This is a genomic window from Niveispirillum cyanobacteriorum, assembly GCF_002868735.1.
Classification (GTDB): Bacteria; Pseudomonadota; Alphaproteobacteria; order Azospirillales; family Azospirillaceae; genus Niveispirillum; species Niveispirillum cyanobacteriorum.
On record NZ_CP025611.1, the window covers coordinates 3,328,938 to 3,343,270 of the forward strand.

Sequence of the window (14,333 nt, forward strand, 5' to 3'; positions counted from 1 at the left end):
CCGGGGCTTTTCTTGCCCGTCACATATTCGGGTAATTCGGACCCCCGCCGCCCTCCGGCACCGTCCAGGTAATGTTCTGGAGCGGGTCCTTGATGTCGCAGGTTTTGCAATGGACGCAGTTCTGCGCATTGATCACGAAGCGCGGATGCTGGCCGTTGTCGTCGCGCACCACCTCATACACACCGGCGGGGCAGTAGCGCTGGGCCGGCTCGTCGTAATTGGGGAGGTTATGCTCAATCGGGATCGACGGGTCCTTCAGCTTCAGGTGTGCCGGCTGGTTTTCCTCGTGGTTGGTGTTGGAGATGAACACCGAGGACAGCCGATCGAAGCTGATCACCCCATCGGGCTTGGGATACTTGATCTTCTTGGCCATGTTAGCCGGTGTCAGGCTTTCATGGTCAGCCTTGGTGTGGTGCAGGGTGTAGGGCAGGAACTTGCCCAGGCCCAGATCATGCGCCCACATCTGAATGCCGCCATGCAGATTGCCCAGCAGCAGCCCGGCCTTGAGGCCCGGCTTGACATTGCGGACCTTGAACAGGTCCTCATAGACCCAGCTATCCTTCCAGCTTGCCTCGTAGGCCGACAGCGTGTCGCCGCTGCCGATACCGGCGGCCAGCTTGTCAAAGGCGGCCTCGGCGGCCAGCATGCCGGTCTTCATGGCATTGTGGGTGCCCTTGATGCGGGGCACGTTGACGAAGCCGGCGGAGCAGCCGATCAGCGCGCCGCCGGGGAAGGTCAGCTTCGGCACCGACTGCAACCCGCCCTCATTGATGGCGCGCGCACCATAGGAGAGGCGCTTGCCGCCCTCCAGATACTTGCGCACGAACGGGTGCTGCTTGAAGCGCTGGAATTCCTCAAACGGCGACAGATGCGGGTTGGCGTAATCCAGGTTCACCACGAAGCCGATGGAAACCTGGTTGTCTTCCAGATGGTACATCCACGAACCGCCGGCCGTGCTGCTGTCCAGCGGCCAGCCCTGGGTGTGGATGACCAGACCCTGCTGATGCTTTTCGGGGTCGATCTGCCACAGTTCCTTGATGCCGATGCCGTATTTCTGCACGTCGCAGTCCGACCGCAGGTCGAACTTTTCCATCAGTTGCTTGGACAGGTTGCCGCGCACGCCTTCGGCAAAGAAGGTGTATTTGCCATGCAGTTCCATGCCGGGGGTGAAATTATGCGTCGGCTCCCCATCCTTGCCGATGCCCATATCGCCCGTGGCGACACCCTTCACACTGCCATCCTCATGGAACAAAACCTCGGCGGCGGCGAAGCCGGGATAGATTTCCACGCCCAGTTCTTCAGCCTGACCGGCCAGCCAGCGACAGAGATTGCCCAGGCTGATGGCGTAATTGCCATCATTATGCATCAAGGGCGGCAGCAGGAAGTTGGGCACGCGGATGCCGCCCTTGTCCGACAGGATATAGAACCGGTCGTCGGTGACGGGCGTGTTCAGCGGCGCGCCCTTTTCCTTCCAGTCCGGGATCAGCTCGTTCAGGGCGCGGGGGTCGATGACATTGCCCGACAGGATGTGGGCACCCACTTCCGAGCCCTTTTCCAGCACGCAGACACTGACCTCCTGGCCCTTTTCCGCCGCCAGCTGCTTCAGCCGGATCGCCGCAGACAGGCCCGAGGGGCCTGCGCCGACGATCACGACATCATATTCCATCGATTCGCGTTCCATACCCATCCCACCGCTTGTTTTCAGCGCGCCTTTCGACCGTTCGTGCCTTTTTTGCAGGCCCGTATAATCCAGTCGCCGCGCCGCTGCCGGCCCGTCCAGCGGGGCCGATCCTCTACGACGCTGTTAAGACAGCATAGGCCGGTGGTAGGGTCAAACCATGATTGGCGTCGTCGAATCCGTCTCCGCCCTGCGGTTCCTGCTGGATTGTGGGGTTGATGAGGTGATCGGGGAGGAGCCGACCGATTGGTCGGCCCTGTCACCGCGTCCGCGCACCCAAAGTGCCGTAGCGTCACCTGCACCCGTCCGGCCGGCAGCGGGGGGCGCAGCGCCCCAACCGGCCCCGCGACAAAATGTGCCGCCGCTCGCGGCGCGCCCCGCCGATCCCGGCCCATTGGGGGCGGCAGAGGCCGGGCAGTCGGCAAGGGTTGCGGCGTCTGCGGCGCAGAGCCTGGATGAGCTGAAGGAGGCGCTGGCCGCCTTTGAGGGCTGCGCCCTGAAGAAAACGGCCACCAATCTGGTCTTCGGGATGGGCAGCCGGCAGGCGCGGATCATGCTGATCGGCGAAGCGCCGGGGGAGAATGAGGACCGGCAGGGCCTGCCCTTTGTTGGGCCGGCGGGACAGTTGCTGGACCGCATGCTGGGGGCTATCGGGCTGGACCGGCATGCCGATGATCCGGCCAAGGCCGTCTATATCACCAACATGCTGCCCTGGCGCCCACCCGGCAACCGCAGCCCGACCGACAGCGAGATTGCTGCCTGCATGCCCTTCATGGTGCGGCATATCGAGTTGATGGCACCCGACATCCTGATCTTTGCCGGCGGCATTTCGGCCAAGGCCATGTTGAACCGGACGGAGGGCATCACCCGCCTGCGCGGTCGCTGGTTCGATTATGGCAGTGCCGGGCTGAAGAAATCAGTAGCCGCGATGCCGATGCTCCACCCCGCCTATCTGCTGCGCAATCCCGATGCCAAGCGGGAGGCGTGGAAGGATCTGCTGGCACTGAAGGTGCGGCTAGACGGTGGCACGTAGCATTCCGCGGTAAAGGCCGGGTTCCGATCCCTCAATGGGCACGGCACCCACGGCCTTCTGGTAGAATTCCACCGGACCCGCCCCGCCGATGACGGCATAGGCGTAACCATCGGCGGCCATGGCGCGCAGGCTGGCCAGAAGCAGCGCCTTGCCCAGGCCGGTCCCCCGCGCCTGTTCATCCACGCCCGTGGGGCCGAACAGGCCGCGCGCGGTCACGTCATGGCAGGCGAAACCCAGCAGGGTGCCGGCATCGTTATGGGCGATATGGATGCGGGTAGGGCAGGCGGACAGGGCCGCGCTGGCCTCCGCCCGCCAGCCCTCCCCAAATCGGGCCGCGATCCAGGGCAGGATCACCGCCGCCTCCGGTGCCAGGGCGCGGCGCAGAGTGATGCCGGGTGGCAAAGGCTCGGGACCCTGGGGCAGGGCGTAGAGCTTGACGAGCAGGTCCATGGGTTAACCCAACGCGTTGCGCAGATTGTCACAAGCCGCCGTCAGGGCTGCGCGGGCCGCATCGGGCGACAGGCCACGCAGCAGGACGAGCACCGCCGGTTTCAAGGCACCGTCGCAATCGGCAAGTGCCTTTGCCGCCCTATCGCTATCAGCCCCCGTGATCTGTCGCAGGATGTCCAGCGCGCGGGCCTGCAGCTTCACATTATTGACCTGCAGGTTGACCATCAGGTTCCCGTACACCCCGCCGAGGCGGACCATCAGGGCCGTGGAGAGCAGGTTCAGGAGCAGTTTCTGCGCCGTGCCGGCGGCCAGCCGGGTGGAACCGGCAATCACCTCCTCCCCGCTATCCACAAATAACGGGTGTTCGGCGGCCAGCAGCAGGGGGGAGCCGTCGTTGCTGGCAATGCCGATGGTCACGGCACCCGCTGCCCGTGCCACGTCCAGCGCGCCGACGGTGAACGCGCTGCGCCCGCTGGCCGAGACGCCGATGACAATGTCGCCGGGGCCGGGGGAGAGTGCCCGGACACGTTCGGCCCCGGCATCGCCCGCATCTTCCACCGCCCCATCGAACCCTTGCCGCAGATCGCCGATTCCGGCCAGGACCAGTTCCACCCGCGTCAGGGGGAAGCTGAAGGTGCCGGGCAGTTCCAGCCCGTCCAGGGCCGCCAGCACCGCCGATGATCCGGCGCCAACATAGATCAGGCGGCCGTCGGAGCCGATTCTCGCCGCAGCCTCATCCACGGCCCGGCCCAGGGCCGGTAGGGTGGCCATGCAGGCCGACACGGCCCGCGCTTGCCCGCCCCACAACGCCTCCAGAATGTCAGGCGTGGACCATTGATCCAGCCCCTGGAAGCGTTGGCCCACCCTCTCCGTCGCGGACATGTCCTGTCTCTGGTCTTGTTAGAATGACGTTGTGACCATACCAGATGAAGATTTGATCGCCAAGTATGGCTTGGGATATTGTCATCTGGTATTTATCTGGTATCGTACCTGTTAGCAATTGGATAGAGACCAAGAGAAGCCTTCATGACCTCTCCCCTGTTCCTGGGCATTGATGGTGGCGGCACGCGCTGCCGGGCGCGGCTGGCCGATGCGGGCGGGCGCACGCTGGGCGAGGGTGTGGGTGGGGCCGCCAATATCCGCCTGGGCCTGGATGTCGCCTGGAATGCGATTATGGAGGCCGTCGATGCCGCCCTGGCGCAGGCGGGGCTGGGGCGGGAGGTTCTGTCCACCACCTATATCGGTCTGGGTCTGGCCGGCATCACCAATGAGGCCGATCAGAAGCGGGTGGCGGGCAGCGCGCCGGTGACGTTCGCCGGCATCCTGTCCGACACGGATGCCTATACGGCCTGTCTGGGTGCCCATGCCGGCGCCGATGGCGGCATCTTGATTTCCGGGACGGGCAGTGCGGCGCAGATCATTGTGAACGGCGTGGGGCGCGGGATTGGCGGCTGGGGGTTTGAGGTGTCGGACCTGGGCTCCGGCGCGTCGATGGGGCGCGACGCGGTGAGGGCTGCCCTTCTGGGCCATGACGGCATGGGGCCGCACACGGATTTGACGCGGGCCGTAATGGCGGCGCTGGGCGGTGACCCGCCTTCGGTCGTGGCCTGGGTCGGCCCGGCCCGGCCGGGGGATTATGGCACCCTGGCCCCGTTGGTGCTGGATCATGCCCGCAAGGGTGATGTGTTGGCCGAACGGCTGGTACGGGAGCAGGCGGATCATCTGGTCATGCATATCCGCCGCCTGCTGGAACTGGGCGCGCCCGCCATTTGCCTGATGGGTGGGCTGGGGCCGGTGCTGCTGGACTGGATGCCGCCCTGGGTGCGCGGCGTGCTGACGGCACCCAAGGGCGATGCCATGGCGGGCGGGGTGCTGCTGGCCATGCGGGCGGGTGGTGCATGAGCGTGACCGAACCCTTGTTCGATGGGGCGGCATTGTCGGCGGACAGCCCCCTGCCGCTTTACATGCAACTGGCCCGGCATCTGAAACGGTTGATCAGCGACGGGACCTTGGCGGTCGAGGATGCGCTGCCCGCCGAACGCGATCTGGCCGAAGGGTTTGCGGTATCCCGCGTGACGGTGCGCAAGGCAGTGCAGGCGCTGGTCGATGAAGGCCTGCTGCATCAGCGCCCGCGCGCCGGCACGTTCGTGGCCAAGGCCCCGCATGTGGAACAGCCGCTGTCGGCCCTGACTGGCTTTTCCGAAGACATGCGGTCACGCGGGCTGGAGCCGTCATCGCGCTGGCTGTCACGCACGGTCGCCCCGGCCAGCCCGGAAGAGGCCATGGTGCTGGGTCTGGCCCTGGGGGAGAAGGTCAGCCGGTTGTGGCGTCTGCGTCTGGCCGATGAGGCGCCGATGGCCATTGAGCTGTCGGTGGTGCCGGCCCGCATCCTGCCCGACCCTCTGCTGGTCACCGGATCGCTGTATGATGTGCTGCGCGGGTTGGGATATCCGCCGCACCGCGCCTTGCAGCGCCTGTCCGCCGGCCTGCTGAACCCCGATCAGGCCGGCATCCTGCACGTGCCCGAAGGCACGCCGGCTTTGTTCATCGAACGCCGCAGCTTCCTTGAAAATGGCCGCCCGCTGGAATTCGTGCGCAGCCAGTACCGGGGCGATGCCTACGATTTCATTGTGGAGCTGAACCTGAACGCTCCGCCCAACCCGTGATGTTTTGAGACTGACCATGACCAAGCCCGACAGCACCAGCACCAAGATGGCCGTGGAAGCGGCGGAAAGTGCATCCGCCATTCGGCGCCAGATCGAGCGCTGTGGCCCCCTGTTCAGCGTTCTGGGGACGAAGCTGCGGGAACTGAACCCGTCGCTGGTGGTCACCTGCGCGCGCGGCAGTTCCGACCATGCCGCCACCTATGGCAAGTACCTGATCGAAACCCATCTGGGCCTGCCGGTCGCGTCGGTCGGTCCGTCGGTCGTGTCGCTTTACAATACCGACCTGAAGGTCGACGGCGCCCTGTTCGTGGCGGTATCGCAGAGCGGGCGCAGCCCCGACCTGCTGCGTCTGGCCGCCGCCGCCAAGAAGGGCGGGGCCTATGTCGTGGCCTTCGTGAATGACGAGACATCGCCGCTGGCAGAGGCCGCCGACCTGTTCATCCCGCTCTGCGCGGGGCCGGAAATCAGTGTGGCTGCCACCAAATCCTATCTGACGGCCTGCTTTGCCTTCCTGTCCATGGTGGCGGAATGGAAGGATGATGACGCTCTGCGCCGCACCGCGTCGCAGGCCCCGGCGGCCCTGTCGGCGGCAGCGGAACTGGATTGGACGCCGGCCCTGCTGAACCTCACGGACAAGACCGGCCTGTATGTTATCGGGCGCGGCGTGGGCACGGGCGCCATCATGGAAATGGCCCTGAAATGCAAGGAAACCTGCCGCCTGCATGCCGAGGCGTTCAGCGCGGCGGAGGTGATCCATGGGCCGCTGGCCCTGGTCGGTCCCGACTTCCCCGTGCTGGCCATCAACCAGAATGATGCGACGGCAGAGGCGACGCGCGCGGCCATTGCCCGCTGCGTCGAGCTCGGGGCACCGGTCTTCAGCAGCGATGACGGCGTGAAGGGCGTGATCCCGCTGCCATCGGTGCCCGCCCTGGCCCCGGAGCTGGCGCCGCTGGCGGCGGTGCAGAGCTTCTACATGGCCATCCACACGGTATCACAGCGCCGGGGGCTAAACCCCGACGTGCCCGCCAACCTGCGCAAGGTGACGGAGACGGTGTGATGACAGGCACCCTGCTGACCGGCGCGCGGGTCTTTACCGGCACACGCACCATCGATGCCGATCTCCTGATCCAGGGGGAACGGCTGGCGGCGGTTCTGCCACCCGGTTCCACGGCACCCGCCGGCGTGGCGGTGCGGCATCTGTCGTCCGACATGCTGCTGGCGCCCGGTTTCATCGATACACAGGTCAATGGCGGCGGCGGGGTGCTGTTCAACGATACACCGACGCGTGAGGCCGCCCTGGCCATTGCGCGTGCCCATCGCCGGTTCGGTACCACAGCCCTGTTGCCGACCTTCATCACCGACCGGGTGGAAGGGATGCAGGCGGCGGCCATGGCGGCGGCATCGGCCAGCGGTGTCATCGGGTCCGGTGTCATCGGCGTGCATCTGGAAGGCCCGTTCCTGACGCCGGAACGGCGCGGCGTCCACAATCTGGATCATGTGCGCCCGGCCAGCGAAGGGGACCTGGATTTCCTGGAAGGGCTGCCCGACCGGTTCGGTGCGCATGATGCCCGCGTGCTGCTGTCACTGGCACCCGACCGGGTGGCAGCAGCGGAGATCGCGCGGCTGGTGGCGGCGGGGGTGATCGTGGCTGGTGCGCATTCAGCCGCCAGCTTTGCCCAGACCATGGCGGCGGTCGATGCTGGCCTGACCGGATTTACCCACCTGTTCAACGCCATGCCGCCGCTGGCCAACCGGGAGCCGGGCATTGCAGGGGCTGCCCTGGCGGCGCGCGATACCGTCTGCGGTATCATTGCCGACGGGGTGCATGTGCATCCCGCCATGCTGCGTCTGGCGCTGGCGGCCAAGGGGCCGGGCGGGTTGATGCTGGTCACCGACGCGATGCCGCCGACGGGGACCGATGCGACCAGTTTCCAGCTATACGGCCAGACTATCCATCGCCGCGATGGGCGTCTGGTCACCGATGACGGCACGCTGGCTGGGGCCGATATCGACATGGCGCAGGCGGTGCGCAACGCCATCCGTCTGATGGGCGTGGATGTGGAGGAGGCGCTGCGCATGGCCTCGCTCTATCCCGCGCGTTTCCTGCATCTGGAGCACCGCTTGGGTCGCCTCCAGGCGGGATGGCAGGCGGATATCGTGCTGCTGGACAGTGATTTGACGGTTACCGGCACCTGGGTCGCCGGGCAGTGGCGGGATGCCGCCGATTAAATCAAAGACCACCAATCAGGGAGTAGGGGCATGTTGAAGCGTCGTTACACCGCCGAAGAGGTGGAACAGAAGCTGGCCTTGGCCGACGCGCTGCTGAATGAAGGCTACAAGATCGTGGATATCGCCCGCGAATTGGGCGTCACCCGTGTCACCTATTACCGCTGGCGCCAGGATCAGGCGGGCGAAAAGCCGGCCATGGTACGCCGCCTGGAACAGCTGGAGCGGGAGAATGCCGAGTTGCGCCGGCGTCTGGCCGACCTGCTGCGCGCAGGATACAGGGCGGACACGGCGGTGGCGGCGTAAAACCTATCCCCGCTCATGCAGTCCGGCGGCCCAATCGTCGCGCAGGATGGCGTAGAGGATGTGGTCGGCCCATTTGTCATTGATGCGCAGATAGGCCCGCGCATAGCCTTCCTTGGTGAAGCCGACCTTCTCCAGCACGCCGCTGCTGGCCTGGTTGGTGGGTAGGCACGCCGCTTCCACCCGGTGCAGGCCAAGCTGCCCGAAGGCGAAGGACAGCATCAGGCGTGCCGCCTCTGAGGTATAGCCGCGCCGGGCATAGGGGCGGCCCACCCAATAGCCCATGGACCCCATCTGCGCCACGCCGCGCCGGACATTAGTGAGGCCGATACCACCCACCACCAGTTCGCTGCGCTGTTCGAAGGTCAAGAAACTGTAGGTCTCATCATCGCGCCATTCGGCGGCCTGACGGCGCAGACGGCGGTTGAACGCCGTCTGGGTCAGGGCGTCGGGCGGCCAGGTCGGTTCCCATGGCACCAGGAACTCCCGGCTGGCTTCCCGGATTTCGGCCCATTGTTTCCAGTCGCGCGGCTGAGCGGGACGGATGAAGACATTGGGACCGTCAACGCGCAAGGGCGGGGGGCTTAATAGACCGTCAGGGATCAAACGGATCATCCTGTTCCTGGCCCCCCGGTTCGCGGTTTGTTGTTTGTCGGTACTTTAAGCGTGATCGCGTCAGGCCGCCAGACGGCTTGTCACGCTGTCCAGGCTTTCCAGACCGTCCAGCGGACCCAGGGCCGTCAAGGTCGGCTTGCTGCCGAACATGCGTTCCGCGCAGGCGGCGACGGCGGCCAGATCGACGGCATCCAGCTTTGCCACCGTTTCGGCGGGCGGGATGACGCGGCCATAGGTCAGCAGTTGCGAGCCCAGCTGTTCGGCGCGGTTGGTGGTGCTTTCCAGGCCCATCAACTGACTGGCTTTCAGCTGTGCCTTGGCACGGACTAGTTCATCGGTCGTCAGGGTGCCCGCCAGCTTGCGCACCTCCTCACAGATCACGGGGATCAGTTCGGCGGTGCTGTCGGAGCCGGTGCCGGCATAGATGCCGAACACGCCGCTGTCAGCCATGGACCAGTTGAAACTGTGGATCGAATAGACCAGCCCGCGCTTTTCCCGTACTTCCTGGAACAGGCGAGACGACATGCCGCCACCCAGCAGGGTGGACAGGACCATGGCGGCGTGCAGGTCGGGGCTATTGTTCGAAACCCCGTCAAAGCCCAGCAGTACATGCACCTGTTCCAGGTCACGCTCCTCCCGGAACTCACCCCCGTGATAGAGGGCCTGCTCGGCCCCCGTCACGTCACCCGCGGCTGGATAGGTGAAAAGCCGCGCGGCCAGTTCGACCACCTGTTCATGGGTGATATTGCCGGCGGCGGCCACCACCATGTTGGCAGGTACGTACCGACCCGTCACATAATCCACCATCGCCGCGCGCGGCAGGCTTTCCACCACGTCCGAGGTGCCCAGAACGGGGCGGCCCAGACGCTGTTTCGGGAAGGCGGTGGCCAGGAAATGGTCATAAACGATGTCGTCGGGCGTATCTTCGGCCTGACCGATTTCCTGCAAAATGACCTGGCGTTCCTTAGCCAGTTCCCCTTCGTCGAACAACGGATTCTGCACCATGTCGGCCAGGATGCCCAGGGCCAGACCCAGATCCTCCTTCAGGACCTTGGCGTAGTAGCAGGTCTGTTCGCGGCTGGTATAGGCGTTCAGATGGCCGCCGACATTTTCGATCTCTGCCGAAATGGCGAAGGCGTCGCGGGTCGGCGTGCCCTTGAACAGCATATGTTCAACCAGATGCGCCACCCCGTTGGCGGCCAGCGGTTCATGCCGGCTGCCAACGCCGAACCAGATGCCGACCGATACGGTCTCGACATGGGGCATGGCATCGGTGGCCACACGCAGGCCGTTGGGAAGGGTGGTAACGCGGGTGCCGGGGGCGGCGGGGAAGCTGTTGCTCACGTAATCTCTGTTCCGTTTCAGGCTTGCTGCTTTGCGACCCGGGCGCGGGCACGCACATAGTCCTTCAATATCTGGATATCGTTGGGAAGGATATCCAGTCGTTCGGGCCGTTCGTACAGGTCAGCCAGATGGCGCGGCAGGGGCGGGCGCACGCCGGTCGCCTTTTCCACGGCATCGGGGAACTTGGCGGGGTGGGCGGTACCCATGACGATCACGGGGATCGACCTGTCCAGTCCGGCATGGCGGGCGGCGGCCACACCCACGGCACTGTGCGGATCGACCAGATAGCCAGAGCCGGCATAGGCGTCGCGCATGACATCCAGGGTCTGTTCGGTATCGCAGCGGTAACCGGCAAACAGCTCCCGCACGCGCGCCAACTGCCCCTGGCTGACCTCAAACCGGCCCGTTTCGCGGAAACCGGCCATGCACTGGGCCACGGCGGCACCATCGCGGTCCATCAGATCGAACAGCAGGCGTTCGAAATTGCTGGAAACCTGGATATCCATCGACGGCGACAGGGTTGGCACCACGCCATCGGCCTTCATCTCGCCCGAGGCGAAGAAGCGGGCCAGGATATCATTCTCGTTCGTGCCGACGATCAGCTTTGCCACCGGCACGCCCATCTGGCGCGCGGCATAGGCGGCATAGACATTGCCGAAATTGCCGGTGGGCACGGCAAAGGCCACTTCACGGTCCGGCGCGCCCATGGCGACGGCAGCTGCCACGTAATAGACGATCTGGGCCATGATGCGGGCCCAGTTGATGGAATTGACCGCCGACAGGTTCAACGCATCGCGGAACGGCTGATCGTTGAACATCGCCTTCACGGCGTCCTGGCAATCGTCAAACGTGCCTTCCAAGGCGACGTTGTGCACATTGGACGACAGGACCGTCGTCATCTGCCGGCGCTGCACCTCCGAGGTGCGGTTATGCGGGTGCAAGATGACGATATCGACACGCTCACGGTCGCGGCAGGCCTCAATGGCCGCCGAGCCCGTATCGCCACTGGTGGCACCAACGATGGTGACGCGGCTGTCCTTCTTGGCCAGGAGATGGTCGAACAGTTGCCCCAGCAGCTGTAGCGCCACATCCTTGAAGGCCAGCGTGGGGCCGTGGAACAGCTCCATCATCCAGGCATTGCTGTCGATCTGGGTCAGCGGCACGACCGCCTTATGCTGAAACGTGCCATAGGCGGCGTTCACCAGCTTTGTGAAGTCCGCCCGGTCGATGGTGCCGCCCAGGAAGGGCAGCATGACCTCGACCGCCAGTTCCGCATAGGACAAGCCACGGAAACGGCGCAGATCATCCGGGGTCAGCTTCGGCCATGCCGCCGGGACGTAAAGGCCGCCGTCACGGGCCAGACCCGCCAGCAGGACATCGTCGAACGCCAGGGCGGGCGCCTGGCCGCGCGTGCTGATATAGGACACCTTTACCTCGACCCGATGCGGCAATCTTCAGGGCGCGTACCCTAGCCAGGGCAGCCACAGGCCGCAAGGGGACGGGGCCGATCGCGTTGTGTCATTGGCTCATGCCTGCCCCGACCGGGCGGGGCACCACCAAAAGCGGTAGGCGCACTCTATTCATCTTGTCGCAGCCCTGGGCTTAGGTGGTATCGGATCAACGGTTTCCTTCACGACCGCGAACGTTTATCTTAAATGCTTGATAGAGTCTGAACCCAACGGTTGCATATTTATTGCGCAGACAAAGAGGAGTGCGGGGGCGATGGGGTGGACGCAGGCCTTGATGATGGGGATGGTGATGGGCTTAGGTGCCTATCTCTTTACCTATCTTATGGGCCGCTATGCCGAAAGCTCCCTGCAGTCCGGTCATGACCTGAAGCGGATTGAGGAAGTCTTGCCGCGCCGGTCCCTGCTGGAGGCGAAGTTCGACCTGCGCCGCAGCGACCGCAAGGCGCGGCTGACCCAGTTGCAATCTGAACTGGCCGAACTGCGCCGCCGCCGCTTCCTTCAGGAAAAGGCTCTGGTTGATGCACGGCGGGAGGCGAATGCGCCCGTGCGCATCGTCGGGCCGGAGGGGCAGGCCCTGTTGAAGTTCCGGGCCTGGATGGTGAACCGGCAGGTGCAACAGGCCCTGACCGACCGCAAACGTCACCCGACCCTGGACATGGAATGGGCCAATCCACAGGTGATCGAGATCTGGGCCGATAACCTGTCTGATGCCAAGCGCGACGCGGGGCGCATCTTCCCCATGCCGCTGGGCTTTTCCCTGCTGAACATCACGCTGGAAAGTGCTGCACCCACGGCGGACGCCGCGGTGGCGGGCTGAGGACCTGTCATGACCGGTCCCATCATGCTGGTGGTGATGATCGTGGCGGTAGCCTTTGCCATGGCGCTGGAACAATCCATGCGCCGTGTCCGCGACACGCGTCGCCGCGTCACTCAACTGGTCAACAAGAAACAGCAGCAGGTGGAACGGTTGCGCGTGGCGGGCCGTGAAAGCCTGACCTTGGGCCGGGAGGTGCGCAACCAGCAGCGCAACGTCGATCACCTGATTGAGGAAATCAGCCAGGTGGAGGGGGAGTTGCTGCGTCTCGCCCACCCCGCCAACCGCACCTTCGTTCTGGATGAAAAGCGCGGGCCCGCCGATGCCGGCTGGCATGTCACGGTGGAGGCGCCGACCGTTTCCGTCGGCCGCCACGGCCCGCCCTGGGATGGGCAGCGCCGGTTCCGCGTCTGGGCGCCCGACGAACACGCCGCCCGCGCCAAGGTGGAAAAGCGGTATGGGGCCGAACAGGGCTATTCCATCATTGCCGTGTTCCCCGCCCCGCCGCCGGTCGCCAACCGGAATGGCGACCCGGCAATGGTATAGTTAGGTTGCCGCCTTCGCCTCCAGCACCGCTTGGCGCAGCAGGGCCAGCCGGTCATTGCCGAACACCATCTCGGTACCGTTGACGACAAAGCTGGGCACCCCGAAACAGCCGGCAGCCACGGCCGCCTCGACATAGCCATCCTGGATGCGGGCCGTCTCTGGATCGTCCAGCGTGGGCTGGAACAGGTGCGGTTCGATGCCCGCGGTGTCGTTGGCAATCTTGATGCACAGTGCGTCATCAGCCGGGCTGACCCCATCCACAAAGATGGCCTTCATCAGAGCGCGGGCAAAGACCTGCCCCGCGTCGAAGCGGCGGGCAGCCACGCAAGCCAGCGCCAGACGCGGCGGGTTGGGCATCACTACGTCCTTGTAGTCACGCAGCGGTACGCCATAGAGCTTGGCAAAGCGCGCCAGATCGGTGCGGCGGTATTCGGGCCGGAACTGTCCCGAATGCGGCACCGCCTGTTCTACATCATATCCGGCGGCCTTGATGATGGCGCGGGCCGACACGGGGTACCAGTCCACCCGGCAGCCCGTTTCGATCTGCAGCTTCATCATCTGCGTTCCGGCCAGATAGGCATAGGGGCTGGCGGGCGAGAAATAGAAATCGACGGTGACGGGACCGGGCATGGCGGCCTTCATTCCTGGGCTGGCTGGACGGGTGCGTGGCGGAAAGCCTTGCCAGCCTCGAGCCGCCCTTGCAAGGGGGATGCGAGCCGCCATCACAGCTTTGACCGGAAAAGGGGAATTGCCGGGTTGAAAATCCCGTATTGCCAGGGCCGGCCCCTTTGGGGCATTGTGCGCCCCCGCGCATGGTGGGGGCCTGTAGCTCAATGGTTAGAGCCGGCCGCTCATAACGGTCTGGTTGGGGGTTCAAGTCCCTCCGGGCCCACCAGATTGAAAGGCCGCCGGCATTTTGATGCCGGCGGCCTTTTGCTTTCTGCCGTGCTTTCGCACCTCTGATATGGTTCTGCATGCATTTTTGTATACAGGTGCGGAGTGGTTATACCCGCATCGCGAGCAGTTGCATGCTGCGGGGTTCTCAGCGCTTTTGGCTGATACATTGAGGGCAGTGCCTTCTCAGCCTGCGATCCGCGCACCGCGCCCCCACGTCCATACCGATTTTCCAACGCTTGTTACAAAAAAATTGCCCGAACAGACGATTTGGTCTTGCCGTCATGCATACACA

Annotated in this window: 15 protein-coding genes and 1 tRNA gene; 9 read left to right on the forward strand and 7 right to left on the reverse strand. The window is 65.0% G+C overall.

Annotated elements, in window-relative coordinates:
* Positions 1-19: 19 nt before the first annotated feature.
* The gene (locus C0V82_RS15555) at positions 20-1,681 is read right to left on the reverse strand and encodes an electron transfer flavoprotein-ubiquinone oxidoreductase (RefSeq protein ID WP_102113461.1); all 1,662 of its coding nucleotides are present in this window, start codon (positions 1,679-1,681) and stop codon (positions 20-22) included.
* Between the two features lie 157 nt (positions 1,682-1,838).
* Between C0V82_RS15555 and C0V82_RS15560 the strand changes: the two genes are divergently transcribed.
* Positions 1,839-2,711 carry a uracil-DNA glycosylase gene (locus tag C0V82_RS15560; protein ID WP_102113074.1) on the forward strand — a complete coding sequence of 291 codons (873 nt, stop codon included), beginning with the start codon at positions 1,839-1,841 and terminating at the stop codon, positions 2,709-2,711.
* On the opposite strand, the gene C0V82_RS15565 is transcribed toward C0V82_RS15560, so the two are convergent.
* Entirely contained in the window at positions 2,694-3,161 is a 468-nt protein-coding gene (locus C0V82_RS15565) for a GNAT family N-acetyltransferase (RefSeq protein WP_102113075.1), read from the reverse strand. The two genes, C0V82_RS15560 and C0V82_RS15565, sit on opposite strands and share 18 nt — an antisense overlap.
* A gap of 3 nt (positions 3,162-3,164) precedes the next feature.
* On the reverse strand, positions 3,165-4,043 hold the full coding sequence (locus C0V82_RS15570; RefSeq protein WP_102113076.1) for an N-acetylmuramic acid 6-phosphate etherase: 879 nt from the start codon (positions 4,041-4,043) through the stop codon (positions 3,165-3,167).
* Between the two features lie 144 nt (positions 4,044-4,187).
* Between C0V82_RS15570 and C0V82_RS15575 the strand changes: the two genes are divergently transcribed.
* The 5 genes from C0V82_RS15575 to C0V82_RS15595 are packed head-to-tail and all read left to right on the forward strand — an operon-like array spanning position 4,188 to position 8,359.
* Positions 4,188-5,063, forward strand: coding sequence for a glucosamine kinase nucleotide-binding domain-containing protein (locus tag C0V82_RS15575; protein WP_102113077.1), 876 nt, complete (start codon positions 4,188-4,190; stop codon positions 5,061-5,063).
* Entirely contained in the window at positions 5,060-5,827 is a 768-nt protein-coding gene (locus tag C0V82_RS15580; RefSeq protein WP_102113078.1) for a GntR family transcriptional regulator, read from the forward strand. The genes C0V82_RS15575 and C0V82_RS15580 overlap by 4 nt, the downstream gene beginning before the upstream one ends.
* A gap of 16 nt (positions 5,828-5,843) precedes the next feature.
* Positions 5,844-6,884 carry an SIS domain-containing protein gene (locus C0V82_RS15585; protein WP_102113079.1) on the forward strand — a complete coding sequence of 347 codons (1,041 nt, stop codon included), beginning with the start codon at positions 5,844-5,846 and terminating at the stop codon, positions 6,882-6,884.
* A complete protein-coding gene (nagA, locus tag C0V82_RS15590) occupies positions 6,884-8,056 on the forward strand; it encodes an N-acetylglucosamine-6-phosphate deacetylase (RefSeq protein WP_102113080.1) in 1,173 nt (390 codons plus the stop codon). The genes C0V82_RS15585 and nagA overlap by 1 nt, the downstream gene beginning before the upstream one ends.
* A 30-nt stretch (positions 8,057-8,086) precedes the next feature.
* Positions 8,087-8,359 (forward strand): transposase, encoded by a 273-nt coding sequence (locus C0V82_RS15595; protein ID WP_102113081.1) that lies wholly within the window; start codon positions 8,087-8,089, stop codon positions 8,357-8,359.
* Between the two features lie 3 nt (positions 8,360-8,362).
* On the opposite strand, the gene C0V82_RS15600 is transcribed toward C0V82_RS15595, so the two are convergent.
* The 3 genes from C0V82_RS15600 to thrC are packed head-to-tail and all read right to left on the reverse strand — an operon-like array spanning position 8,363 to position 11,742.
* A complete protein-coding gene (locus C0V82_RS15600) occupies positions 8,363-8,971 on the reverse strand; it encodes a GNAT family N-acetyltransferase (protein ID WP_102113082.1) in 609 nt (202 codons plus the stop codon).
* 60 nt (positions 8,972-9,031) lie between these two features.
* The gene (locus C0V82_RS15605) at positions 9,032-10,315 is read right to left on the reverse strand and encodes a M16 family metallopeptidase (RefSeq protein ID WP_281262354.1); all 1,284 of its coding nucleotides are present in this window, start codon (positions 10,313-10,315) and stop codon (positions 9,032-9,034) included.
* 17 nt (positions 10,316-10,332) lie between these two features.
* Entirely contained in the window at positions 10,333-11,742 is a 1,410-nt protein-coding gene (gene thrC, locus C0V82_RS15610) for a threonine synthase (protein ID WP_102113463.1), read from the reverse strand.
* A 295-nt stretch (positions 11,743-12,037) separates the two neighbouring features.
* Here thrC and C0V82_RS15615 point away from each other — a divergent pair, with 295 nt between their 5' ends.
* Together C0V82_RS15615 and C0V82_RS15620 are read left to right on the forward strand one after the other, a co-directional pair.
* Complete coding sequence (locus tag C0V82_RS15615; protein WP_102113083.1) at positions 12,038-12,601, forward strand: hypothetical protein; 564 nt, start codon at positions 12,038-12,040, stop codon at positions 12,599-12,601.
* Positions 12,602-12,610: 9 nt separating this feature from the next.
* Positions 12,611-13,144 carry a hypothetical protein gene (locus tag C0V82_RS15620; protein ID WP_102113084.1) on the forward strand — a complete coding sequence of 178 codons (534 nt, stop codon included), beginning with the start codon at positions 12,611-12,613 and terminating at the stop codon, positions 13,142-13,144.
* Here the strand turns inward: C0V82_RS15620 and C0V82_RS15625 are convergent, their stop codons facing one another.
* Complete coding sequence (locus tag C0V82_RS15625) at positions 13,145-13,774, reverse strand: 2-hydroxychromene-2-carboxylate isomerase (protein ID WP_158659959.1); 630 nt, start codon at positions 13,772-13,774, stop codon at positions 13,145-13,147. It lies immediately after the preceding gene.
* A 189-nt stretch (positions 13,775-13,963) separates the two neighbouring features.
* On the opposite strand from C0V82_RS15625, the gene C0V82_RS15630 reads away from it, so the two are divergent.
* Positions 13,964-14,039, forward strand: a tRNA-Ile gene (locus C0V82_RS15630).
* Positions 14,040-14,333: the final 294 nt, after the last annotated feature.